The organism is Pandoraea oxalativorans (genome assembly GCF_000972785.3).
GTDB lineage: Bacteria > Pseudomonadota > Gammaproteobacteria > Burkholderiales > Burkholderiaceae > Pandoraea > Pandoraea oxalativorans.
This window is the reverse complement of sequence record NZ_CP011253.3, coordinates 4,929,802-4,953,173: the sequence shown is the minus strand read 5'-3', so window position 1 is coordinate 4,953,173 and position 23,372 is coordinate 4,929,802. Positions and strand designations below refer to the sequence as shown.

Sequence of the window (23,372 nt, the reverse complement as noted above, 5' to 3'; positions counted from 1 at the left end):
GGAATGTTGCTGACGTTGGCGCAATGGCTGCAAGCGGATGCGAGCTATTTGCGCGTGTTCAACTACCTGACGTTTCGGGCCGTGATGGCAAGCCTCACGGCGCTGGTGATCGGGCTCTCGTTCGGGCCGATGGTCATTCGCAAGCTCGCCGAGATGAAGGTGGGTCAGGCCGTGCGCACCGACGGCCCGCAGACGCACCTTGTGAAGTCGGGTACGCCCACGATGGGCGGCGTGCTGATTCTCATCGGCATTACCGTCGCCACGCTGCTCTGGGCGGATCTGAGCAACCGTTTCATCTGGATCGTGCTGCTGGTCACGCTGGGCTTCGGGATCATCGGCTGGATCGACGATTACCGGAAAGTCGTCTACAAGGACCCGCGCGGCATGTCGTCGCGCGAGAAGTATTTCTGGCAATCGATCATCGGTCTGTTCGCCGCCATTTATCTGGCGTTCTCCGTCTCGGAGACGAGCAACCTCAAGGTCTTCGAGCTGTTCATCAGTTGGGTGCGCAACGGCTTCCCGCTCGATTTGCCGCCGAAAGCGGACTTCATCGTGCCGTTCTTCAAGACGATGAGCTACCCGCTGGGCGTGTTTGGCTTCATTGCGCTGACCTACTTTGTCATCGTCGGCTCGTCCAACGCCGTTAACCTCACGGACGGCCTCGACGGGCTGGTCATCATGCCGGTCGTGCTGGTCGGCGCGGCGCTTGGCGTGTTCGCTTATGTGATGGGCAACGTCGTCTACTCGAAGTACCTGCTGTTCCCTCACATACCGGGCGCGGGCGAGTTGCTCGTGTTCTGTTCGGCGATGTCGGGAGCCGGGTTGGCGTTTCTATGGTTCAACACCCATCCGGCACAGGTGTTCATGGGCGACGTGGGTGCACTGGCACTCGGCGGCGCGCTCGGTACCGTCGCCGTGATTGTGCGACAGGAAGTCGTGCTGTTCGTGATGGGCGGTGTGTTCGTCGCGGAAACGCTGTCGGTGATGTTGCAGGTCACCTGGTTCAAATACACCAAGAAGCGGTTCGGCGAAGGGCGGCGCATCTTCAAGATGGCGCCGCTGCATCACCACTTCGAATTGTCGGGATGGAAAGAAACGCAGGTGGTGGTCCGTTTCTGGATCATCACGCTGATGCTGGTGCTGATCGGCTTGTCGACGTTGAAGCTGCGCTGACGCTGCTGACTTTGTGTCTCGACGTAACGAGACGAAACAAGACGAGACGTGACTGGCAGGAAGTCACAAGATAGCGACTTCGCAAATTTGTGAAGTCGCTTTCGTGCAGGTGGAATTAAAGGTAAGGCCGCTCGCGCCGATAGCAGTAGATCGGTGTCATTGAAGCGATGCATTCGTAGGTTGTTTGAATCGATAAAGGAAAGAGCGACGTGTTCGGCGAGAAGTTTGGTGAATCCTGGCAACCGCGTGTCCTGATCCTGGGTCTGGGAGAGTCCGGCCTGGCGATGGCGCGTTGGTGCGCGCGTTACGGCTGCCGAGTGCGTGCAGCCGACACGCGCTTTGCGTCGTCGGAGACACCGCCGAACGTTGCGACCCTGCGCATCGACGCGCCGCAAGCCGAATTCGTGGGCGGCGCGTTCGCCGATCAGATCGACGCGCTGCTCGACGACATCGAACTCATCGGCATCAGCCCGGGCCTCTCGCCGCTCGCCGACGACGTGGCGGCGCTGCTGGCCGAGGCGGCCCGGCGCGGCGTTCCGGTGTGGGGCGAGATCGAGTTCTTCGCGCAGGCCTTGCGTCACATGCAGTCGACGAGCGGTTACGCGCCGAAGGTGCTCGCGATTACCGGCACGAACGGCAAGACCACGACGACGAGTCTCACCGGGTTGCTGTGCCGCCGGGCTGGCAAGCGTACGGCGGTGGCGGGCAACATCAGTCCCACGGCGCTCGACCGTCTGAGCGAGTGCATTGCCGACGCCACGCTCCCCGACGTCTGGGTGCTCGAACTCTCCAGCTTCCAGTTGGAAACGACCCATTCCCTCGCACCCGATGCGGCGGCCATTCTCAACATTACGCAAGACCATCTGGACTGGCACGGCGATATGGACGCCTACGCCAGGGCCAAAGCACGCATCTTCGGTGAGAACACCGTGCGTGTGCTCAATCGCGACGACGCCCGCGTGATCGCCTTCGCGTCGCCCGACGCCAACGTGGTGACGTTCGGCACCGGCAAGCCCGACGCCGTCGGCGACTTCGGTCTGGAGATGGAAGGCGGCATGTGGTGGCTGGTCGAGGGCTTCACGCGCGACGACGCACCGCCCGCACCCAAGCGTCGTAAGGCGGGCGCGCCGGAAGCCACGGTCGAAGTGCTGGGCAAGCGTCTGATGCCGGCCGACGCGCTGCGCATCCGCGGTCAGCACAACGCTGCGAACGCCCTGGCGGCGCTCGCACTCGCCCGCGCGATCGATCTGCCGCTGGCCAAGCTGCTGCACGGCCTGCGCGAATATCCGGGCGAGCCGCATCGCGTTCAGCTCATCGCCACGATCAACGAAGTCGAGTTCTACGACGACAGCAAGGGCACCAACGTCGGCGCGACGGTTGCGGCGATTACGGGGCTCGAAAAGAAGCTGCTGCTGATCCTCGGCGGCGACGGCAAGGGGCAGGATTTTTCGCCGCTGGCCAATCCGGTCGCGCATCACGCGCGTGCGGTACTGCTGATCGGTCGCGATGCACCGCTGCTGCGCGACGCGCTCACCGATACCGGTGTCGATCTGATCGACGCCGCAACGCTGGAAGACGCCACACGCGAAGCCGCCCGTCTGGCGCAGCCCGGCGATGCCGTGCTGCTCTCGCCGGCCTGCGCGAGCTTCGACATGTTCCGCAACTACGAGCATCGCGCAAACGTGTTTCGCGACACCGTGGTTGATCTGGCCGCCGACGCGGGGGTGATGCTATGAACCGTATCAAGTCGTTCTTCAGCAAGAAGCGTCAGGCCGGTTTCGCCGGCGCGGGCACGGCCAACGCGCCGGGCGCGGCGACCACGGCGGCGAACCGCACGCTCGGCAGCATCAAGCCGACGCGCTCGCGCATGCTCGAATACGATCACGCGCTCGTGTGGGTGGTGATCTCGCTGCTGTCGCTCGGACTGATCATGGTCTATTCGGCGTCGGTCGCGTTGCCGGACTCACCGAAGTACAGCGGCTATTCGACGTTCCACTTCCTCGGTCGTCACATCGTGTCGCTCACGATCGGGCTGGTCGCGGCGGTCATCACCTTCCGGATTCCGGTCAAGACGATGGACAAGCTCGCGCCGAAGCTCTTCCTGCTGGCGCTGCTGTTGCTGGTGATCGTGCTGATCCCGCACGTGGGCAAGGGCGTGAACGGGTCGAAGCGCTGGATTCCGTTTGGCGTGCTGAACCTCCAGCCGTCCGAAATCATGAAGCTCGCCGTCACGCTGTACGCCGCGAACTACACGGTGCGTAAGCAGGAGTTCATGCAGAGCTTCGGCAAGGGCTTTCTGCCGATGGGGATTGCGGTCGTGTTCGTCGGCATGTTGCTGCTGCTCGAACCGGACATGGGCGCGTTCATGGTGGTCGCGGCCATCGCCATGGGCATTCTGTTCCTCGGCGGCGTGAATGGCCGCTTGTTCGGCGGTCTGGCGCTCACGGCGGTCGGCACGTTCGCGATGCTGATCTGGCTGTCGCCGTGGCGTCGCGAGCGGATCTTTGCGTACCTCGATCCGTGGCGCGAAGACTACGCCCTCGGCAAGGCTTATCAGCTGACGCACTCGCTCATCGCGTTCGGACGCGGCGAGTGGACCGGCGTGGGGCTGGGCGGCAGCATCGAAAAACTGCACTACCTGCCCGAAGCGCACACCGACTTCATTCTCGCGGTGATCGGCGAGGAGTTCGGGTTCGTCGGTGTGCTGGTCGTCATCCTGCTGTTCTACTGGCTGGTGCGCCGCGCGTTCGAAATCGGACGTCAGGCACTGGCGCTGGAGCGCACGTTCGCCGGGCTGCTCGCCAAGGGCGTAGGCGTATGGCTGGGGGCGCAGACCTTCATCAACATGGGCGTGAATCTGGGCCTGCTGCCGACCAAGGGGCTGACGTTGCCGCTGGTCAGTTACGGCGGCTCGGGCATCTTGCTCAACTGCGTGGCCGTGGCGATCTTGCTGCGGGTGGATTACGAAAACCGCGTGCTGATGCGGGGAGGCAAGGTATGACCGAGCGCGCTACCGCGATGCCGGCACCGCAGACGAAGACACGCACGCTGCTGGTCATGGCCGGCGGCACGGGCGGTCACGTCTTCCCGGGGCTCGCGGTCGCCAACTTCCTGCGTGTGCAGGGGTGGCGCGTCGTCTGGCTCGGCAACTCGACCGGCATGGAAGCCACGCTGGTGCCGAAGTACGACATTCCGATGGAGTTCGTGAAGTTCGGCGGATTGCGCGGCAAAGGCTTGATGACCAAGTTCCTGCTGCCGCTCAATCTACTGCGCGCGTTCTGGCAAAGCATCGGTGCGATTCGTCGCGCGAAGCCGAACGTCGTGCTCGGCATGGGCGGTTACATCACGTTCCCGGCGGGGATGATGGCGTCGTTGCTGGGGCGTCCGCTGGTGCTGCACGAGCAGAACTCGGTGGCGGGCATGGCGAACAAGGTGCTCGCGCGCGTGGCGGACAAGGTGTTGCTCGCGTTCCCGGATACGATTCCGGGCGGCGAGTGGGTCGGCAACCCGATTCGCGCCGACTTCGACGAGATGGCCGCACCGGCCGAGCGCTACAACGCGCGTACCGGGCCGCTGCGCATTCTGGTCGTCGGGGGAAGTCTGGGCGCGACGGTGCTCAACGAAATCGTGCCGAAGGCGCTGGCGAAGCTGCCGCGCGAAGATCGTCCGCAAGTCACGCACCAGGCGGGCGTCAAACATATTCAGACGTTGCAGGCGAATTACGCCGCAGCGGGGGTGACGGTCGAAGCACTGCCGTTCATCGACAACATGGTCGCGGCCTATGCCGGGGCGGATCTGGTGATCTGCCGCGCGGGAGCGATGACGGTGGCCGAAGTGGCGGCGGCGGGTGTGGCGGCACTGTTCGTGCCGTTCCCGCACGCGGTCGACGACCACCAGACAACGAATGCGCGTTTCCTCGCCGACAAGGGCGCGGCAACGCTGATCGACCAGCGCGAGCTGTCGGTCGAGACCCTGGCCGAGTGGCTGCGCCGTCAGACGCGCGAATCGTTGCTCGCGATGGGAGAGAAAGCCAGGGCGCTCGCCAAGCCGGACGCCACCGAACAAGTGGCGCGCGTGTGCGCGGCTCTGGCCAAGGATTGAAATGAAACACATCGTCAAACATATTCACTTCGTCGGCATTGGCGGCTCGGGCATGAGCGGCATTGCCGAGGTGCTGCTCAACCTGGGCTATCAGGTGAGCGGCTCCGATCTCGGCGACAACGCGGTCACGCAGCGTCTCGCCGGTCTTGGCGCGCGCATTGCACGCGGCCATGCGGCAGAACATATCGAAGGGGCCGACGCCATCATCGTCTCCACCGCCATCACGGCGGACAACCCGGAAGTGCTGGCGGGCCGTGCACGTCAGATTCCGATCGTGCCGCGCGCGCTGATGCTCGCGGAACTCATGCGTCTGAAGCAGGGCGTCGCCATTGCGGGCACGCACGGCAAGACGACCACGACGAGCCTCGTGGCCAGCGTGCTCGCGCAGGGCGGACTCGATCCGACGTTCGTGATCGGCGGCCGTCTGAACAGCGCCGGGGCGAACGCGAAACTCGGTACGGGCGATTTCATCGTGGTCGAAGCGGACGAATCGGACGCCTCGTTCCTGAATCTGAATCCGGTCATCGAAGTCATCACCAATATCGATGCCGATCACATGGATACGTACGGGCACGACTTCGCCCGTCTGAAGCAATCCTTCGTCGCCTTCACGCAGCGTCTGCCGTTCTATGGCATCGCGGTACTGTGCGTCGACGATCCGAACGTGCGCGAGATCCTGCCGTTCGTCTCGAAGCCGATCGTGCGTTATGGCCTGTCGGACGACGCGCAGGTACGCGCTATCGACGTACGTGCAGACGGCGGGCAGATGCGTTTCACCGTGCTGCGCAAGTTCGGCGCAGGCGCGGCACCGCTCGACATCACGCTCAATCTGCCGGGCGAACACAACGTGCGCAACGCGCTGGCTGCGATTGCAATCGCGACCGAACTCGAAGTGCCGGACGCCGCGATTCAACAGGCGCTGGCGGAATTTAACGGCGTGGGTCGACGTTTTCAGCGCTATGGCGACATCGCGTTGCCGAAGTCCAGTGGCACCGGTTCGTTCACGCTGATCGACGATTACGGCCATCACCCGGTCGAGATGGCGGCAACGCTGGCCGCGGCGCGCGGTGCGTTCCCGGGCCGTCGCATCGTGCTGGCGTTTCAGCCGCATCGATACACGCGCACGCGCGATTGCTTCGAGGACTTCGTGAAAGTCCTCTCGGATGCGGATGCCGTGGTGCTCGCCGAAGTCTATTCGGCCGGTGAGGCGCCCATCGTGGCGGCCGACGGTCGTGCGCTGGCGCGGGCGTTGCGTGTCGCGGGCAAGGTAGAACCGGTTTTCGTGGAAGACGTCGCGCAACTGCCCGACGCCATTCTGCAAGTCGCCCGTGCGGGCGACGTCGTGATCACCATGGGTGCCGGCTCCATCGGCGCGGTGCCCGGCAAGTTGCAAGTTCAGCAAGGAGTTTGACGTGAGTGCTTTCGATCCGAAACGTTTCGGCAAGGTTGGCGTCCTGATGGGCGGGCGCTCGGCCGAGCGTCAGATCTCGCTGATTTCGGGCAATGGTGTGCTCGAAGCGCTGCGCTCGCGCGGCGTCGATGCGCATGCGTTCGATACCGGCATGCACGATCTTGCCGCACTCGCCGAGCAGAAGTTCGACCGTGTGTTCATTGCGTTGCACGGACGTTACGGCGAAGACGGGACGATCCAGGGTGCGCTCGAACATCTGGGCGTGCCGTACACGGGCAGTGGCGTGTTGGCTTCCGCGCTGGCGATGGACAAGGAGATGACCAAGCGCATCTGGATCAACGAAGGGCTGCCGACGCCGCGCTTCACGATGCTCAATGCGGATACCGACTTCGATGCTGTCGCGCGCGATCTGGGGTTGCCGCTCATCGTCAAACCGTCGCGCGAAGGCTCGACCATCGGCCTGACGAAGGTGACGGAAGCCTCGCAACTGAAGGCGGCGTTCGAGAAGGCGGTGGCGCTCGACCCCGATGTGCTTGCCGAAGAGTTCATCGACGGCGACGAACTGACCGTGCCGGTGCTCGGCGTGGGCACGAAGGGCGCGAACGCCGCCCGTTCGCTGCCGGTCATCCGCATCGTCGCGCCGGACGCGAACTACGACTACCAGAACAAGTACTTCAAGGACGACACGCGCTACGAATGCCCGCCGCCGTTGTCGGTGTCCTTGCAAGAGGAAGTGCAGCGCCTCGTGTTGCGCGCCTACCTCGTGCTCGGCTGCCGTGGCTGGGCGCGTGCCGACGTGATGCTGCGCAAGCGCGATAACAAGCCGTACCTGTTGGAGATCAATACGTCGCCGGGGATGACCGGTCACTCGCTGGTGCCGATTTCGGCGCGCGCGGCGGGCCTGTCGTACGAAGACCTGGTGGTTGAAATTCTGGCAACTGCGACGCTCGATCTGCATCCGAACGCGCAGTGGAAACCCGAGTAAGACATTGAACGCGTTGAAGAACGCCCTGATACGGAAAGCAAATCGCCATGTGGCACAACGTACGCCTGCTCAACGCCATTGCGAGTGTGCTCGTCGCGCTCGTCGTGCTGGCGGCGCTCGCGGCGGGCGGTCATTGGCTGATTCAGCGGCCGGTTTTCACGCTCAAGGCGATTCAGATCGATGGGGACGTGTCCCACATCAATGGACCGACCTTGCGCGCGAATGCGGTCCCGAGGCTGAAGGGCAACTTCTTCACGATCGATCTGGACGCCACGCGAGCAGCGTTCGAAGCGGTGCCCTGGGTGCGTCATGCGAGCGTGCGGCGTGTCTGGCCGAACCAGCTTGCGGTGACGATCGAGGAGTACAAACCGCTGGCCACGTGGAACGACGGCCGTCTGGTGAGTGTGGACGGCGAGTTGTTCGCGGCCAACCTGGCGGAAGCCGAGGACGAGGGCAAGTTGCCGGAATTCGCGGGGCCGCCGGGCAGCGAGAAGGATGTGACGGCGCGGTACTACGACTTCGTGAAGTGGTTTGCGCCGCTGAACATGAAACCCGAAGCCGTCACGCTGTCGAATCGCTACGCCTGGGGCGTGCGGCTCGCAGGGGGCGTGCAACTGGCGCTGGGACGGGAGCGGACCCCCGAGACCCTCGCCACACGCAGCCGACGTTTCGTACAGGCGTATCCGCAGGTAGCGGCACGCTGGGGAAATCAGATCGAGTACGCCGATCTGCGGTACCCGAACGGTTTTGCCGTACGTGCCGCGGGCATGCGTTTCTTGAGCGAAGAACAGGCCAAGAAGCTTGCCGCGACACCCGTGCAAAAGCGGGATTCGCAGAAGCCGGCAGCGAAACCTGCCGCGCCGGTAAAGCGAAGCCAGTGAGACTTCAGGACTTACACACGCTATGAGCAAAGATTACAAGGATCTGTTGGTCGCCCTCGATATCGGCACGTCGAAAGTCGTGGCGGTGGTGGCCGAACTGCGCCCTGAAGGCCGCTATGAAGTCATCGGCCTCGGCCAGAGTGAATCGCGCGGCCTGAAAAAGGGCGTGGTGGTGAACATTGAGGCCACCGTGCAGTCCATTCAGCGTGCGCTCGAAGAAGCGGAGCTGATGGCCGACTGCAAGATCACCAACGTGTTCACCGGCATCGCCGGCAGTCACATCCGCAGCTTCAATTCGAGCGGCATGGTGGCGATCAAGGACAAGGAAGTGACGCAGGCCGACGTGGCGCGCGTCATCGAAACGGCCAAGGCGATCAACATCCCGACCGATCAGCAGGTGCTGCATATCCTCACGCAGGAATTCATCATCGACGGTCAGGAAGATGTGCGCGAGCCGATCGGCATGAGCGGCATCCGTCTCGAAGTGAAGGTGCATATCGTGACCGGCGCGGTGTCGGCGGCACAGAACATCGTGAAGTGCGTGCGCCGTTGCGGCCTCGAGGTGAACGACCTGATTCTGCAACCGCTGGCGTCGAGCATCTCGGTGCTCACGGAAGACGAGAAGGAACTCGGCGTGGTGCTGATCGACATCGGCGGCGGCACGACCGACATCGCGATCTTCAGCGAAGGCGCGATCCGTCACACGGCCGTGATTCCGATTGCAGGCGATCAGATCACGAGCGATATCGCGATGGCCGTTCGCACGCCGACGCCGGATGCGGAAGACATCAAGATTCAGCACGGCATCGCCAAGCAATCGCTGGCCGATCCGGACGAAATGATCGAAGTGCCGGGGCTGGGCGAGCGCGGTCCGCGCACGCTCTCGCGTCAGGCGCTGGCCGCGGTGATCGAGCCGCGTGTCGAAGAGCTGTTCTCGCTGGTGCAGCAGGTCGTGCGCGAGTCGGGTTACGAAGAACTGCTGTCCTCGGGCATCGTGCTCACCGGCGGCGCGGCAATGATGCCGGGCATGGTCGAGCTGGGCGAGGACATCTTCCTCAAGCCGGTGCGCATCGGCGTGCCGGAATACGCAGGCGGTCTCGCTGACGTGGTGCGCAGCCCGCGCTACGCCACTGCGATGGGCCTGCTGCTCGAAGGTCGTTCCCAACGCATGCGCGGGCGCAAGGTCGCCGTGCAGTCGGGGCAGGCGAATCAGGTCTGGACGCGGATGCGCGACTGGTTCTTCAGCAATTTTTAAGTTGTCTTTTTAAAGAGTTTTTGAGGGGTGTGGATTCGGTGTTGAAAACACGTGCGGCTTACCCGAGCGGCACGTGACCCGCAGTACCGGATCTGCTTTTAATTCACTGGAGGCGCTATGAACTTCGAAATGTTGGAAACGGAAACCAACGGCACCATCATCAAGGTGGTGGGTGTTGGTGGCGCTGGCGGCAATGCCGTCCAGCACATGATCAACCGTGGTGTGCAAGGCGTGGAATTCATCGCCATGAACACCGACGCTCAGGCACTGGGCCGCTCGCAGGCCAGCGTGAACATTCAGCTCGGCAAGACCGGTCTGGGTGCAGGCGCGAAGCCGGAAATGGGCCGCTCCGCTGCTGAAGAAGCGCGCGAGCGCGTGGCCGACGCCCTGCGCGGTGCGCACATGGTGTTCATCACCGCGGGTATGGGGGGCGGTACGGGCACGGGTGCCGCGCCGGTGGTGGCGCAGATCGCCAAGGAAATGGGCATTCTGACCGTCGGCGTGGTGTCCAAGCCGTTCGAGTTCGAAGGCGGCAAACGTATGCGCGTGGCCGAGACGGGCGCGCAGGAACTGGAAGACAACGTCGACTCGCTGATCGTCGTGCTCAATGACAAGCTGTTCGAAGTCATGGGCGACGATGCCGAGATGGACAAGTGCTTCCAGTGCGCCGACGATGTGCTGCACAACGCCGTGGCCGGCATCGCCGAAATCATCAACGTCGACGGTCTGGTGAACGTCGACTTTGAAGACGTGAAGACGGTGATGGGCGAGCAAGGCAAGGCGATGATGGGTACGGCGACGGTTGCCGGTGTCGATCGTGCGCGTCTGGCTGCCGAGCAAGCCGTGGCAAGCCCGCTGCTCGAAGGCGTGGATCTGTCGGGTGCGCGTGGCGTCCTGGTCAACATCACGGCATCGCGTTCGCTGCGTTTGTCGGAAACGCGTGAAGTGATGAACACCATCAAGAGCTACGCCGCCGAAGACGCGACCGTGATTTTCGGTACCGTCTACGACGACAAGATGGGCGATGCCCTGCGCGTGACCGTCGTGGCAACCGGCCTGGGCCGTGCTGTTGCGAAGAAGGCCGCTGCGCCGATGACGCTGCTCAAGACCGGTACCGACAACATGCCGATCGCGACCGGCCACGTGCCGAACGTCGGTCAGGCTGCCGGTACGGACTACGGCGCGCTCGATACGCCGGCCGTGTGGCGCAGCACGCGCGAGACCGCAGCTTCGCACGTCGCTGCGTTGCAGGAAAAGGGTGTCGACACGTACGACATCCCGGCCTTCCTGCGCAAGCAAGCCGACTGACAAGGTTGCGCGCGGGCCAGGTGCCAGTGCCTGGCGCCGCCGCACCTTGGGAATCGCGAGACCTACGCAGGTCGTCGTGAGGATTCGCCGTCGCTCCAACTACCATGCCCTGTGGCGTGGGGAAGGCGCGCCTGGGTACGGGTCCGAAGGACGATACGGCAAGGTTGTGATGTGCGCAGATGCCTTGTGGTTGCGACGACCAGAGTCGCAAAAGGTATCGACGCGTCACAGATGACGAACGTTACGGGTAAGCGTTCGTGATCCCTGACCCGGTCTCGCGGATCTGTCCCCCCGACCGCTGCGGCTTGCCTCCGTCGCAGTGGCCGGGGTGCCCCGAAAAATTGATGGGCGCGCAGGTCTATGGCCTGACGTCTAAGATGGAAAAAGCCGTTTTTCGCCAATACGTCATTTCGTGTCGCGATATAGGCAAGGGACATCCGATGGGGCAACATCCGGAATGTTTGGTAACGAAGCGTTGTGTTTGTGGCACAGCGATGAAGGCGCCGATCTGATATAATTCGATCTATGATCCATAGCGTCTGATAGTTTTAATAAATAGCATGCTTAAGCAGCGCACTCTCAAATCCATCGCCAAGACAGTCGGCATCGGCTTGCACTCCGGTCGCAAGGTCGAGCTGTCGCTGCGTCCGGCGCCGCCCGATACGGGCATTGTCTTCTGCCGTACCGATCTGAATCCTCCTGTAGAGATTCCGGCGTCGGCGATGGCGATTGGCGACACGCGTCTTGCGTCGGTGTTGCAGAAGGATGGTGCGCGGGTGTCCACCGTGGAACACCTGATGTCGGCATGCGCAGGGCTGGGCATCGACAACCTTTATGTCGACGTCACCGCCGAAGAGATTCCGATCATGGACGGCAGCGCTGCGACGTTCGTCTTCCTGATCCAGTCGGCGGGCATCGAAGAGCAGGCCGCTGCGAAGAAATTCATCCGCGTGACGAAGCCGGTCGAGATTCGCGAAGGCGACAAGCTTGCCCGTCTCGATCCCTATGACGGCTTCAAACTCAAGTTCACCATCGACTTCCGTCACCCGGCCGTGGATCGCACGGGCCAAGCGCTCGAAGTCGATTTCGCCGATACGTCCTACGCGAAGGAAATCGCGCGCGCGCGCACGTTCGGTTTCGCGCATGAAGTCGAAATGTTGCGTGAGCTGGGTCTCGCGCGCGGCGGCAGCATGGACAACGCGATCGTGCTCGACGAGTACCGCATTCTGAATAACGACGGGCTGCGCTACGACGACGAGTTCGTGAAGCACAAGATGCTCGACGCGATTGGCGACCTGTACGTGATCGGCCACCCGCTGCTGGCGTCGTACACGGCTTACAAGTCGGGCCACGGTCTGAACAACCAGTTGCTGCGCGAGCTTCTCGCACAGGAAGCGTACGAAATCGTCACCTTCGAGCGCGCAGAAGACGCCCCGCGCGGCTTCCAGTTCGAACCGCAGACACAGTTCGCGTAAGCCACGCAAACCGTCGTGCTGCACGGCGGGGATGTAACAAAAAGAAAGCGCCGACGATTCGGCGCTTTTTTATTTGACGCGCGAGCAAAATCGGCGTCGGCAATTGCGCGAGACGTTCAGGGCTTGCGCGTCCCGCCGTAAGAGTGACGTGCGACGAGCCGCGCGAGCGCGTCGCGCAGCGGGGACGGCTCCAGCGCGTCGCGCAGATCGCGCAGGCTCACGAGCCCCTGCCGCGACAGCCGGGCCTCTTTGGGGGGCTTTTGCGGCTCCGGCGTGGCGATGCTCACACGGATCTTGATCGAGCGGATGAGCCACCCGCGCGTTGCCAGTCCGTCGATCAGCGACGGCGTTTGCTGGCGCAGACGCGCCGCCAGCGCGTTATTGCTTACCAGGAAGACGAGCGCCCCCTCACGCGGCGGCGCGAGCCTCACGCTGCCGCTAAGTGCGGCGGGCAACAGCGCGTGAACGTCGCGCTCCAGACGGCCGAGTTGTTCGGCGGCGACCAGCAGCGATCCGGCACCGTCGGATGCGGATAACAGGTCGGTCAGAGGGCGGGCAACGCGGGGTGCTTTGGGTCGTTTCATATGGTGAGACAGAAGTCGCCGCATATTTTACCCCGCCATCGGGCGTCGCCTCGTCCCGCCCCCTGAAAGCCCCGGTTTGTTGACGTTGGGTGCCGTCGGGACGTGCCACGTCAGCATGCTAGAATCCATTTTTCAGTACAGGTATCGAACCGGTGTGCGGCTAACGTGCCAAATACCGGTGACCCGCAGCGCGCAGACGCTCGGGCGGATCGTTACTCATGGGGCACAACTCCGGGGTAAGGTTTTCCGTCCGACGACAGACTCCGCGATTGCGCACGACATTTGCCGCCCTAACCAGTGATCCGATGATTCCCGGTCTTCTTAAAAAAGTATTTGGCAGCCGCAACCAGCGGCTCATCAAGCAGTACCAGAAAACCGTCACGGCGATTAACGCCCTCGAGCCGCAAATCGCCCAACTGAGCGATGAGCAACTGCGCGGCAAGACTGAGGAATTCAAGCAACGTATCGCCCAGGGGGCGAGCGTGGATTCGTTGCTCGTCGAAGCCTTTGCCGTGTGCCGTGAGGCGGGCAAGCGCGTCCTCAAGATGCGTCACTTCGACGTTCAGTTGATCGGCGGCATGGTGCTGCACTACGGTAAGATCGCCGAAATGCGCACGGGTGAGGGCAAGACGCTCGTCGCCACGCTGCCCGCCTACCTGAATGCGCTCTCCGGCAAGGGCGTGCACGTTGTGACCGTCAACGACTACCTGGCACAGCGCGACGCCGAGTGGATGGCGCGTCTGTACAACTTCCTGGGTCTGTCGGTGGGTATCAACCTCTCGCAGATGCCGCACGACCAGAAGCAGGGCGCCTACGCGGCCGATATCACGTACGGCACGAACAACGAGTTCGGCTTCGACTACCTGCGCGACAACATGGTCTACGAGACCGAGCAGCGAGTGCAGCGCACGCTCAACTACGCGATCGTCGACGAAGTGGACTCGATCCTGATCGACGAAGCGCGTACGCCGCTGATCATCTCCGGCCAGGCTGAAGACCACACGGAACTGTACGTGAAGATGGATCGCCTGCCGGCGATGCTCGAACGTCAGATCGGCGAAGAGAAGTCCGACGGCACGGGCGTCGAAGTGCCGGGCGACTACACGCTCGACGAGAAGGGCCGTCAGGTGTTCCTGACCGAGCGTGGCCACGAGAAGGCAGAGCAACTGCTTGCCGAGTGGGGCATGATCGCCGAGGGCGACAGCCTGTACGCGCCGCAAAACATCACGCTCATGCACCACGTGTACGCCGCACTGCGCGCGCACACGCTGTTCCACAAGGATCAGCACTACGTGGTGCAGAACGACGAAATCGTCATCGTCGACGAATTCACGGGCCGTCTGATGGCTGGCCGTCGCTGGTCCGAAGGCCTGCATCAGGCCGTGGAAGCGAAGGAACGCGTCAAGATCCAGCACGAGAACCAGACGCTCGCCTCGATCACGTTCCAGAACTACTTCCGCATGTACGCCAAGCTCTCGGGCATGACGGGTACGGCGGATACCGAAGCATTCGAATTCAACGAAATCTACCGGCTTGAGACGGTGGTGATCCCGACGAACCGTCAGCCGAAGCGGATCGACCGTCAGGATCAGATCTACAAGACGTCGAAGGAAAAGTACGACGCCGTCATCAAGGACATTCGCGATTGCGTCGAACGTGGCCAGCCTGTACTGGTGGGCACGACGTCGATCGAAACGTCCGAATACCTCTCGCAACTGCTCACGCGCGAAAAGCTGCCGCATCAGGTGCTCAACGCGAAGCAGCACCAGCGTGAAGCCGAGATCGTGGCGCAGGCGGGCCGTCCGGGCGTGATCACCATCGCGACCAACATGGCCGGTCGCGGTACCGACATCGTGTTGGGCGGTAACGTCGAGAAGCAGTCCGGTTTCATCGAAGCGGACGAAAGCCTGTCGGACGCCGACAAGGCAGCCCGTATCCAGCAGTTGCAAGACGAATGGCAAGGGCTGCACGAGCAAGTGAAGACCGCAGGCGGTCTGCACATCATCGGCACCGAGCGTCACGAATCGCGCCGTATCGACAACCAGTTGCGCGGCCGTTCGGGCCGTCAGGGCGATCCGGGTTCGTCGCGCTTCTATCTGTCGCTGGAAGATCCGCTGCTGCGCATTTTCGCGGGCGACCGCGTGCGCGCGATCATGGATCGTCTGAAGATGCCGGAAGGCGAGGCCATCGAAGCGGGCATCGTCACGCGTTCGATCGAGTCGGCACAGCGCAAGGTCGAAGCCCGTAACTTCGACGTGCGTAAGCAGCTTCTGGAGTATGACGACGTTGCGAACGATCAGCGTAAGGTGATCTATCAGCAGCGCAACGAACTGCTCGAAGCGCAGGATGTGTCTGAAACGATCGCGGGCATGCGTCAGAGCGTGTTCGAGGATCTGGTGCGCAACTACGTGCCGGGCGGCACCGTGGAAGAGCAGTGGGACCTGAAGGGGCTGGAGACGACGTTGCGCGAAGAGTGGCAGCTCGATCTGCCGCTGCAATCGCGTATCGAAGGCGCGCAGGAGATCGACGACGAAGACATCCTCAAGGAAGTCATGGAGGCGGCCGAAGCGTCGTATGCCGCGAAGGTCGACCTCGTGGGCCGCGAGTCGTTCTCGGGCTTCGAGCGTTCGGTCATGCTGCAAAGCGTGGATTCGAACTGGCGCGAGCATCTGGCGGCGCTGGATCATCTGCGTCAGGGTATCCATCTGCGCGGTTACGCGCAGAAGAATCCGAAGCAGGAATACAAGCGCGAAGCGTTCGAACTGTTCGCGCAATTGCTCGAGACCATCAAGCTGGAAGTCACGCGCGTCATCATGAACGTGCGCATCCAGTCGCAGGAAGAGCTTGAGCAAGCCACGGAGTCGCTCGACGACAATGCAGGCGGTCTGGTGAACATCGAGTTCAAGCATGACGAACTCGAAACCGTGGGCGGCGAAGGTGAAGTGGACGAAGACGCCGGTCGCCCGGTGGTCGCGGCGCTCGCTCAGGCCGCCGGTGCTGCGGGCGTTGCCGGTGCGGCCGCTGGCGGCGACATGCTGCCGAAGGTCGGTCGCAACGACCTGTGCCCGTGCGGCAGCGGCAAGAAATTCAAGCACTGCCACGGCAAACTGTCTTAAGATGTGAACGATCGACGCGGCGCCGACACTTTATCGGCGCCGCGTCGTTTGTAGCGCCGGTTTTCGAAGGTTCGCAAGGCTTCGAAACTGGCCGCACCGATCAACCGCCGCCCCGGCGGGCTGTCGTGCCGACATCGCCAGGGCGGGTGCTTGAACCCTTACCTCTCGCGGGCGAACCCCCATGGCCGTCAATTTCCCCTCGATCGAAGCCTCCCATCTGCACGCCGTTCCGGGCGTCGAACTGGGCTGGGCCGAAGCCAATATCCGCAAACCGAACCGCAAGGACGTGCTGGTCATGCGACTGGCCGCCGGCAGCACGGTATCGGGCGTTTTCACGACCAATCGCTTCTGCGCCGCGCCGGTGACGGTGTGCAAGGAACATCTGGCCGCCCATGCGGGCATCCGCGCGCTCGTCGTCAATACGGGTAACGCCAATGCGGGCACCGGCGAGCCGGGCATGCTGGCCACGCGTGCGACCTGCGACGCGCTTGCCAAGCTGCTGTCGGTGTCGAGTAACCAGATCCTGCCGTTCTCGACGGGCGTGATTCTCGAGCCGCTGCCGGTCGACCGTCTGGTCGCCGGTCTGCCGCAGGCCATCGCCAATCTGGCGCCGGCGCACTGGTTCGAAGCCGCGCAATCGATCATGACGACCGACACGCTGCCGAAGGCCGCCTCGCGTCAGATCGTGATCGACGGCCAGACGATCGTAATGACGGGCGTGAGCAAGGGCGCGGGCATGATCAAGCCGAACATGGCGACCATGCTCGGTTTCGTGGGTACGAACGCCCGCGTGGCACAACCGGTGCTCGACGCGCTGGTGAAGTACGTGGCCGACCGCTCGTTCAACGCCATTACCATCGACGGCGATACGTCCACCAACGATTCGTTCATCGTGGCCGCCACGGGCCAGACCGAACTGCCGGAAATCGCCAGCGCGGACACCCCGGCGTTCGCCGCCTTGCGCGACGCACTGCTGTCGATCTCGCAAGAGCTGGCGCAACTGATCGTGCGCGATGGCGAAGGCGCGACCAAGTTCATCACCGTGACGGTGGAAGGCGGCCGCGACGTGGCCGAGTGCCGCCAGATCGCGTATGCCATCGGCCATTCGCCGCTGGTGAAGACCGCATTCTTCGCATCCGATCCGAATCTGGGCCGTATTCTGGCTGCCATCGGCTATGCGGGCGTGAACGACCTCGACGTCAGCAAGATCGACCTGTATCTCGACGATGTGCTGGTCGCACGCGCCGGTGGCCGTAACGCCGACTATCGTGAAGAAGACGGTCAGCGCGTGATGAAGCAAAGCGAAATTACGGTACGCATAGTGCTGGGTCGCGGCGACGCGGCCGCTACGCTGTGGACGTGCGATCTCTCGCACGACTACGTCAGCATCAACGCGGATTACCGCTCCTGAGACCCGACGCGACGGCCCTGAAGATTTAGGCCTCCCACAGGAGGCGAGGGCCGTCGGCGCATGGCACCGATGCCTGACCGGCGTCGGCCATGCGCCGGTGGAAGTGAATGAGCGAAATGAGCGAAGCGCGCAAGTCCATCGGAAACAACGTTTGGACTGCCGGACGGGTGGCAAAAGCACCGCGGCGCACAGCGAAGGGAAACGACAACACCTCGAAGCATCGACATGAGCGCCCATGAGCGGCGCGGGGATATCGAAGCATGGACAAACTGGAACAGTTCCTGACGCGCGCGGAAGGCGTGCTGGCTCGTCTGGAGGCAATGCTGCCCCCGGCGACCCCAGAGATCGACTGGAGCGTCGCAACGGCGTTTCGCTGGCGCAAGAAGCAGGGCCGCGGGTTTCTGCAGCCCGTCGCGCACGTCTCCTCCATTACGCTAAGCGACCTGCAGAACATAGAACGCCAGAAGGCGCTGATCGAGCAGAACACGCGTCAGTTTGTGCGTGGCGAGCCGGCCAACAACGTGCTGCTGACCGGTGCACGCGGCACGGGCAAGTCGTCGCTGATCAAGGCCTGTCTGAATCAGTACGCGTCGGAAGGGCTGCGTCTGATCGAAGTCGACAAGGACGATCTGACCGATCTGGGTGACATCGTCGACCTGATCTCGCAACGTCCGGAACGCTTTGTCGTGTTCTGCGACGACCTGTCGTTCGAAGATGGCGAATCGGGCTACAAGGCGCTCAAAGTGGCGCTGGACGGCTCCGTGGCCGCACAGTCGGACAACGTGCTGATTTACGCGACGTCCAACCGCCGTCACCTGTTGCCCGAGTACATGAAGGACAACGAGAGTTATCGTCACACCGACGACGGCGAGATTCATCCGGGCGAAGTGATCGAAGAGAAGATCTCGCTGTCCGAGCGCTTCGGTCTGTGGGTGAGCTTCTACCCGTTCAAGCAGGACGACTACCTGACGATCGTCGGCCACTGGCTGCAACACTTCGGCGTGCCGGCGGACCAGACGGAAAGCGCGCGTCAGGAAGCGCTGATCTGGGCATTGGAGCGCGGTTCTCGCTCGGGCCGTGTGGCGTTCCAGTTTGCACGCGATTGGGCGGGCAAGCAGCGTGGCGCGGCACAGGCATCGTAACGATTGGGTGGATGGCGTCGTCCGGGGATGACCCGGACCGCCTTTTTGCCCGATCCCGAAATTCAGTAATGCGTAGCGATATGACAGATTCGAAACGAACGGCGCCCGACGGGCGTCCGATCACGGAAGTGGCTGTTGGCGTCATGGTGCGCCCGGATGGCGCGGTGCTGCTTGGGCAGCGTCCCGAGGGCAAGCCATACGCCGGTTACTGGGAGTTCCCGGGCGGCAAGCTCGAAGCGGGCGAGTCGGTCGCGGCGGCGCTCGCGCGCGAGCTGCACGAAGAACTTGGGGTCACGGTCGAGCGTTGCGCGCCGTGGCGTGTCCTCGAACACGACTACCCGCATGCGTATGTGCGTCTGCACTTCTGCAAGGTGACGGCATGGCAGGGCGAGCCGCATGGCAAGGAAGGACAGGCCCTCGCGTGGGAGCATCCGCCGGTGAGCGTGGCGCCGCTGCTACCCGCTGCGTTGCCGCCGCTGACGTGGCTCGCCGAGGAACTGGCGCAGCGCTCCTGACGCTCGCATGACGCCTCCTGGGCGGCGAGGCGAATGTAGTCAGATCCATTGAGCCCGCAAAAACAAAAAAGCCGTTTCGATCGATGTCGAAGCGGCTTTTTTATGGCGCTCGGTGTGTGGCCGTCGGCACTTAGCGTTGCGTCGGGTCGAGCGGCGATTCCTGCGAAGGATCTTCCGGCGATTGGGACGGGATGGTGTACTTCTCCGCCGCCCATGCACCCATATCGATCTGCTTGCAGCGTTCCGAGCAGAACGGACGGAATTTGGCTTGCGGACCCCAGACGACTTTCTTGCCGCAGGTCGGGCAGTTCACGACGCTCGTCATCGGCTTACAAATTGCAGAGGGTGAGCAGGAACGGCACGTCGCTGTCGACCGGACGCGGCTTCAGATCGCCGTCCTGCGTCGTGAAGCGCACCCACAGCATGTACTTGTTGGCGCTGGCTTCCGGAATGACGCGAAGGTCGGCGGCGACACGCACCTGCATCAGTTGATAGACGCGGCCGGTGAGCATCTGCTGATAGCTGCCCTGCTGCGCCATCGCCTTGCTGGCATGGCCGGACTCGCGCGCCAGCCCCAGCACGATGCTGATCGCGTCGCGAATCGGGAACAGCGGGCCGATCCACTTATCGATGTCGTGACGGCGTTGCTCGGCATCGTTGTGACGCCAGGCGTAATACGACGGCAGATCGAAGCGGCAGGTGCCGCCCGGAATGACCGAACGGCTGCGAATGCTGGCAAGCCACTCGTTGTCGTTCAGGTGCTGACCGGGTTTACCGGGAATCTGGTTGAGGTTCGCGATGGCCAGCTCGACTTCGCCGATGAATTGTTCGAGCGCGTCGGAGGCGATATCGGGATTGCCGCGATAGGTCTGCAGCGTCTGACGTTGCCGGTCGAGTTCCTTGACCAGCTCGTTTTTCAGATCGGTGCGACCGGCGATGTCGGCAATCTCGAACATCGTGATCAGGGCCGCATGATGATCGAGCGGCTGATCCTGTCCGACGAAAAAGGCAAAGCGCCCGAACAGCTCTTCTAGCCGAAGCAGCGTGCGAATGCGTTCGTTGAGCGGATATTCGTACAGGATCAAGCGCGTTGGCCCAAAAGTTGGCGCTTTTCAGCGTAATGGCGACATTCTAATGCGGGAATCTGTCGGGTTGCAACGCGAGTGGGCGCTCAATTGGGCACCGAACGCAAGACACCTGCGCGAAATGCCTCCCGACATACCTCCCGACATCGGTATTCCGACGTGCTGCGACCAGAAATCACTCGCCGCCGGTCTGCCTGGCGAACTGAAGATAGGCCGCGTGCAAACGGTCGACTTGCGCGGCGAGCGGTGCCTGCTGCGTGTCGTTGTCGATGATGTCGTCCGCCACCGCGAGCCGCTGCGCCCGTGACGCCTGACGTGCCATGATGGCCTGCACCTGCTCGCGCGTGAATCGATTGCGCGACATGACGCGAGCAATCTGCGTCTCCTCGGTGCAGTCGACAACGAGGATGCGCTGCACCCGCTCACGCCATGTGCCGGACTCCACTAACAACGGTACGACGAAAATCAGATAAGGCCCTTCGGCTTCGGCCGCCACACGCTCGCACTCCGTGCGTATCAGCGGATGGGTGATTGCCTCCAAACGCGCTTTTGCGGCGTTGTCCGAGAACACCGCTTCACGCATGCGCGCCCGGTCGAGTGAGCCATCCGGTGCGACGAAGGCATCGCCGAAGTCCCGGCGGATCGCGGGCATCGCCGCGCCGCCCGGGGCAGTGATGCTGTGCGCGATGGCGTCGGTATCGATGATGGCGATGCCATGCGCGGCAAACAGATTGGCGACGGTCGTTTTGCCGCTGCCGATGCCGCCGGTCAGGCCGATGGCGTAAGTCATGGAGTTCCTCCGATCCAAAGCATGAGGCTGTCGCCACCGAAGAGCGTGACAATACCTGCGGCGGCAAGAAACGCGCCGAAAGGAAACATCTGATCGCCGCGCAAGCGTCCCATCAGCCACGCGCTGCCCGCAATGACAACGGCGAGCACGCAGGCGACGAGCAGAATTTGCGGTAACGCCGTCCAGCCGAACCATGCGCCGAGCGCCGCGAAAAGTTTGAAGTCGCCGAATCCCATCCCTTCGCGACGCCGTATCCACCAGTACGCCCAATACATTGCCCAGAGACTCATGTAGCCCGCCGCCGCGCCGATGACGGCCGACGGCAGGCTGGCAAACCAATGACCGAGGTTACAGAGCAACCCAGCCCAAAGCAGCGGGAGCGTGAGGATGTCAGGCAGTAGTTGCGTGTCGTGGTCGATGTAGGCAAGGGCGATCAGCGTCCAGACAAGTCCGAGCGCACCAACGCTCTGCCATGTCGGCCCGAAACGCCAGGAGATGGCCACACTCAGCACGCCGCTGAGCAGCGCGAGCCGCCACCGACGCGACGGTGCGGGGTCTGAGAGTGCGATGGGCAGGTTGACCGCGCCGACGCCCGACATCTCGCTGGTCGAGGCGAGCGCCAGCGGCGAGACCTGAGGTGATGAGGCGGGCAGCGCGTGGGTGTCCGAGCTTTCGGCAGCCTGCAATTCTTCGAGCCACGCGCGCTCGATGGCGGCAGGCACCCGTCGCACGACGACATCGAGGAGCAGTCCGCCGATCACGCCGAAAGCCGCAAACAACGCGAGGCGCCAGTGGGGAGAGAGTTGCGCGAGCCAGTCGACGAGAAGCAGCTCGGCGTAGCCATTCATGGCGTTCATGCGACACCGTATCCGAGTTGGAACATCGGCAGGTACATGGCGAGGACCATGCCGCCGATCAGCAGGCCGAGCAACGTAATCATCATGGGTTCGAGCGTTGCGCAGGTACTGACCAGCGCATGCGACGCTTCCTCGTCGAGCAGGCCGGCGGCCTGATTGAGCATGCGCCCGAGTGTACCCGATTCCTCTCCGATGACGACCAGTTGCGCCACGGCCAGCGGCCAGTGCTCATCGCCTTCCAAAGCCGTCGCCAGACGCTCGCCCCGCGCCACTTTGCGATGCACGTCGTGTGCCGATCGCTGCATCACGAGATTGCCGCACGCGCTGGCGGCGGCGTCCATGGCGTCGGGCAGCGCGACACCGGCGTCGAGGAGCGTTCCGAGGGTTCTGGCCCATCGTGCTGCGCTCATCATCCGAAGCATCTTGCCCACGCGGGGCAGATGCAGCAGTAGCCAGTCGCGATGACGTCTCAGAGGCTGACTTCGCCGTAGACCCGCAGCGACGACCAGTCCGGCCGCACCCATGCTCGCCAGCACCCAGTGACCGTTGTCGAGCGACGCGCGCGAGACGTCGATGAGCCAGCGAGTCAACGGCGGCAACGGCACGCCACCGCCGGCAGCACTCGCGAATAGCCGCTCGAACTCCGGGATCACCCATTGCAGGAGCGCGATGACGACTGCGACGGCCACCGCCAATACGGTCAGCGGATAGGAGAGTGCGCGTTGCAGTTTGTCGCGAACGCTTTGCACGTGATCGTACTGTGCGCTCAGTCGTGCCAGCGTCGGGCCGAGTTGGCCGCTCAGCTCTCCCGCCGCGATCAACTGACAATCGACGCTACTGAAGCGACGGCTGGCATGCGCCATCGCCTGCGCGAGCGGATGCCCGAGGGCGACATCCTCGGCGACCGTGGCGGCCAGCCGCTTCAGGCCGCGCGCGTGTGCGCCTTTGGCAAGCACGTCGAGGGCGGCGCTCAGCGGCACGCCCGCGCCGAGCAACGTCGCAAGACGCCGCACGAGGTCGGTCGCATCTGCCGGGCGTGTGCGTGCGGCAGATGTGTGGCGGTGCTGCGGACGCAGTTGCGTGACGGTGATCTGCGGATGCCGATGTCGCAACGCCAGTCGGGCGGCTGCCTCGCCTTGAGCAATCACGTCTCCCTGAAGACGCTGTCCGCCGACGTCGCGACCTTGCCATCGCCATCGCTGTAAATGCGTCGACGTCGTCATGCGGCACCTACGACCGACGTGATCCGTGGTCGCCATTGTCGGGTCGGTCGCGCATGCCCT

At 63.3% G+C, this 23,372-nt stretch carries 20 protein-coding genes; 14 read left to right on the top strand and 6 right to left on the bottom strand.

Annotated features, from left to right (window positions below; all coding sequences use genetic code 11):
* Positions 1-3: 3 nt before the first annotated feature.
* From mraY to lpxC, 10 genes are all read left to right on the top strand, one after another.
* Entirely contained in the window at positions 4-1,173 is a 1,170-nt protein-coding gene (mraY, locus tag MB84_RS21825; RefSeq protein WP_046289872.1) for a phospho-N-acetylmuramoyl-pentapeptide-transferase, read from the top strand.
* A 209-nt stretch (positions 1,174-1,382) separates the two neighbouring features.
* Positions 1,383-2,909, top strand: a complete 1,527-nt coding sequence (gene murD / locus MB84_RS21820; RefSeq protein ID WP_046289871.1) for a UDP-N-acetylmuramoyl-L-alanine--D-glutamate ligase — start codon at positions 1,383-1,385, stop codon at positions 2,907-2,909.
* Entirely contained in the window at positions 2,906-4,174 is a 1,269-nt protein-coding gene (gene ftsW / locus MB84_RS21815; RefSeq protein ID WP_039393354.1) for a putative lipid II flippase FtsW, read from the top strand. The genes murD and ftsW overlap by 4 nt, the downstream gene beginning before the upstream one ends.
* Positions 4,171-5,274 (top strand): undecaprenyldiphospho-muramoylpentapeptide beta-N-acetylglucosaminyltransferase, encoded by a 1,104-nt coding sequence (gene murG, locus MB84_RS21810; RefSeq protein ID WP_084009925.1) that lies wholly within the window; start codon positions 4,171-4,173, stop codon positions 5,272-5,274. The genes ftsW and murG overlap by 4 nt, the downstream gene beginning before the upstream one ends.
* A 1-nt stretch (position 5,275) precedes the next feature.
* Complete coding sequence (gene murC, locus MB84_RS21805) at positions 5,276-6,685, top strand: UDP-N-acetylmuramate--L-alanine ligase (protein ID WP_046289870.1); 1,410 nt, start codon at positions 5,276-5,278, stop codon at positions 6,683-6,685.
* Between the two features lie 46 nt (positions 6,686-6,731).
* Complete coding sequence (locus tag MB84_RS21800) at positions 6,732-7,670, top strand: D-alanine--D-alanine ligase (protein WP_046293132.1); 939 nt, start codon at positions 6,732-6,734, stop codon at positions 7,668-7,670.
* 47 nt (positions 7,671-7,717) lie between these two features.
* Positions 7,718-8,551 carry a cell division protein FtsQ/DivIB gene (locus MB84_RS21795; RefSeq protein WP_046289869.1) on the top strand — a complete coding sequence of 278 codons (834 nt, stop codon included), beginning with the start codon at positions 7,718-7,720 and terminating at the stop codon, positions 8,549-8,551.
* Positions 8,552-8,573: 22 nt separating this feature from the next.
* A complete protein-coding gene (ftsA, locus tag MB84_RS21790; RefSeq protein WP_010806905.1) occupies positions 8,574-9,806 on the top strand; it encodes a cell division protein FtsA in 1,233 nt (410 codons plus the stop codon).
* Between the two features lie 117 nt (positions 9,807-9,923).
* Complete coding sequence (gene ftsZ, locus MB84_RS21785; RefSeq protein ID WP_023594064.1) at positions 9,924-11,114, top strand: cell division protein FtsZ; 1,191 nt, start codon at positions 9,924-9,926, stop codon at positions 11,112-11,114.
* 560 nt (positions 11,115-11,674) lie between these two features.
* Positions 11,675-12,589 carry a UDP-3-O-acyl-N-acetylglucosamine deacetylase gene (gene lpxC / locus MB84_RS21780; protein WP_046289868.1) on the top strand — a complete coding sequence of 305 codons (915 nt, stop codon included), beginning with the start codon at positions 11,675-11,677 and terminating at the stop codon, positions 12,587-12,589.
* Between the two features lie 116 nt (positions 12,590-12,705).
* On the opposite strand, the gene MB84_RS21775 is transcribed toward lpxC, so the two are convergent.
* Positions 12,706-13,173 carry a DciA family protein gene (locus MB84_RS21775; protein WP_046289867.1) on the bottom strand — a complete coding sequence of 156 codons (468 nt, stop codon included), beginning with the start codon at positions 13,171-13,173 and terminating at the stop codon, positions 12,706-12,708.
* Positions 13,174-13,478: 305 nt separating this feature from the next.
* Between MB84_RS21775 and secA the strand changes: the two genes are divergently transcribed.
* The 4 genes from secA to MB84_RS21750 all read left to right on the top strand — a co-directional run bounded on the left by secA (position 13,479) and on the right by MB84_RS21750 (position 19,357).
* Complete coding sequence (gene secA / locus MB84_RS21770; RefSeq protein ID WP_046289866.1) at positions 13,479-16,289, top strand: preprotein translocase subunit SecA; 2,811 nt, start codon at positions 13,479-13,481, stop codon at positions 16,287-16,289.
* Positions 16,290-16,470: 181 nt separating this feature from the next.
* The gene (gene argJ / locus MB84_RS21765) at positions 16,471-17,700 is read left to right on the top strand and encodes a bifunctional glutamate N-acetyltransferase/amino-acid acetyltransferase ArgJ (protein WP_046289865.1); all 1,230 of its coding nucleotides are present in this window, start codon (positions 16,471-16,473) and stop codon (positions 17,698-17,700) included.
* Positions 17,701-17,960: 260 nt separating this feature from the next.
* Positions 17,961-18,842 (top strand): ATP-binding protein, encoded by an 882-nt coding sequence (locus MB84_RS21755; RefSeq protein ID WP_046289863.1) that lies wholly within the window; start codon positions 17,961-17,963, stop codon positions 18,840-18,842.
* Positions 18,843-18,922: 80 nt separating this feature from the next.
* On the top strand, positions 18,923-19,357 hold the full coding sequence (locus MB84_RS21750) for an NUDIX domain-containing protein (protein WP_046293131.1): 435 nt from the start codon (positions 18,923-18,925) through the stop codon (positions 19,355-19,357).
* Between the two features lie 130 nt (positions 19,358-19,487).
* On the opposite strand, the gene yacG is transcribed toward MB84_RS21750, so the two are convergent.
* From yacG to MB84_RS21725, 5 genes are all read right to left on the bottom strand, one after another.
* Positions 19,488-19,682 carry a DNA gyrase inhibitor YacG gene (gene yacG / locus MB84_RS21745; RefSeq protein WP_046289862.1) on the bottom strand — a complete coding sequence of 65 codons (195 nt, stop codon included), beginning with the start codon at positions 19,680-19,682 and terminating at the stop codon, positions 19,488-19,490.
* Positions 19,683-19,686: 4 nt separating this feature from the next.
* Complete coding sequence (gene zapD, locus MB84_RS21740; protein ID WP_039393327.1) at positions 19,687-20,442, bottom strand: cell division protein ZapD; 756 nt, start codon at positions 20,440-20,442, stop codon at positions 19,687-19,689.
* 175 nt (positions 20,443-20,617) lie between these two features.
* On the bottom strand, positions 20,618-21,232 hold the full coding sequence (gene coaE / locus MB84_RS21735; RefSeq protein WP_046289861.1) for a dephospho-CoA kinase: 615 nt from the start codon (positions 21,230-21,232) through the stop codon (positions 20,618-20,620).
* Positions 21,229-22,089 carry a prepilin peptidase gene (locus MB84_RS21730; RefSeq protein WP_046289860.1) on the bottom strand — a complete coding sequence of 287 codons (861 nt, stop codon included), beginning with the start codon at positions 22,087-22,089 and terminating at the stop codon, positions 21,229-21,231. Before MB84_RS21730 ends, coaE begins: the two co-directional genes overlap by 4 nt.
* Positions 22,086-23,312, bottom strand: a complete 1,227-nt coding sequence (locus MB84_RS21725) for a type II secretion system F family protein (protein ID WP_046289859.1) — start codon at positions 23,310-23,312, stop codon at positions 22,086-22,088. The genes MB84_RS21730 and MB84_RS21725 overlap by 4 nt, the downstream gene beginning before the upstream one ends.
* Positions 23,313-23,372 lie beyond the last annotated feature (60 nt).

Coding starts and splice junctions, on each gene's coding strand:
- coaE (WP_046289861.1), bottom strand. CDS start 21,232: ATGACTTACGCCATCGGCCTGACCGGCGGCATCGGCAGCGGCAAAACG.
- MB84_RS21775 (WP_046289867.1), bottom strand. CDS start 13,173: ATGAAACGACCCAAAGCACCCCGCGTTGCCCGCCCTCTGACCGACCTG.
- MB84_RS21755 (WP_046289863.1), top strand. CDS start 17,961: ATGGACAAACTGGAACAGTTCCTGACGCGCGCGGAAGGCGTGCTGGCT.
- MB84_RS21730 (WP_046289860.1), bottom strand. CDS start 22,089: ATGAACGCCATGAATGGCTACGCCGAGCTGCTTCTCGTCGACTGGCTC.
- argJ (WP_046289865.1), top strand. CDS start 16,471: ATGGCCGTCAATTTCCCCTCGATCGAAGCCTCCCATCTGCACGCCGTT.
- ftsZ (WP_023594064.1), top strand. CDS start 9,924: ATGAACTTCGAAATGTTGGAAACGGAAACCAACGGCACCATCATCAAG.
- murG (WP_084009925.1), top strand. CDS start 4,171: ATGACCGAGCGCGCTACCGCGATGCCGGCACCGCAGACGAAGACACGC.
- lpxC (WP_046289868.1), top strand. CDS start 11,675: ATGCTTAAGCAGCGCACTCTCAAATCCATCGCCAAGACAGTCGGCATC.
- ftsA (WP_010806905.1), top strand. CDS start 8,574: ATGAGCAAAGATTACAAGGATCTGTTGGTCGCCCTCGATATCGGCACG.
- yacG (WP_046289862.1), bottom strand. CDS start 19,682: ATGACGAGCGTCGTGAACTGCCCGACCTGCGGCAAGAAAGTCGTCTGG.
- MB84_RS21750 (WP_046293131.1), top strand. CDS start 18,923: ATGACAGATTCGAAACGAACGGCGCCCGACGGGCGTCCGATCACGGAA.
- MB84_RS21800 (WP_046293132.1), top strand. CDS start 6,732: ATGGGCGGGCGCTCGGCCGAGCGTCAGATCTCGCTGATTTCGGGCAAT.
- MB84_RS21725 (WP_046289859.1), bottom strand. CDS start 23,312: ATGACGACGTCGACGCATTTACAGCGATGGCGATGGCAAGGTCGCGAC.
- murC (WP_046289870.1), top strand. CDS start 5,276: ATGAAACACATCGTCAAACATATTCACTTCGTCGGCATTGGCGGCTCG.
- MB84_RS21795 (WP_046289869.1), top strand. CDS start 7,718: ATGTGGCACAACGTACGCCTGCTCAACGCCATTGCGAGTGTGCTCGTC.
- ftsW (WP_039393354.1), top strand. CDS start 2,906: ATGAACCGTATCAAGTCGTTCTTCAGCAAGAAGCGTCAGGCCGGTTTC.
- mraY (WP_046289872.1), top strand. CDS start 4: ATGTTGCTGACGTTGGCGCAATGGCTGCAAGCGGATGCGAGCTATTTG.
- secA (WP_046289866.1), top strand. CDS start 13,479: ATGATTCCCGGTCTTCTTAAAAAAGTATTTGGCAGCCGCAACCAGCGG.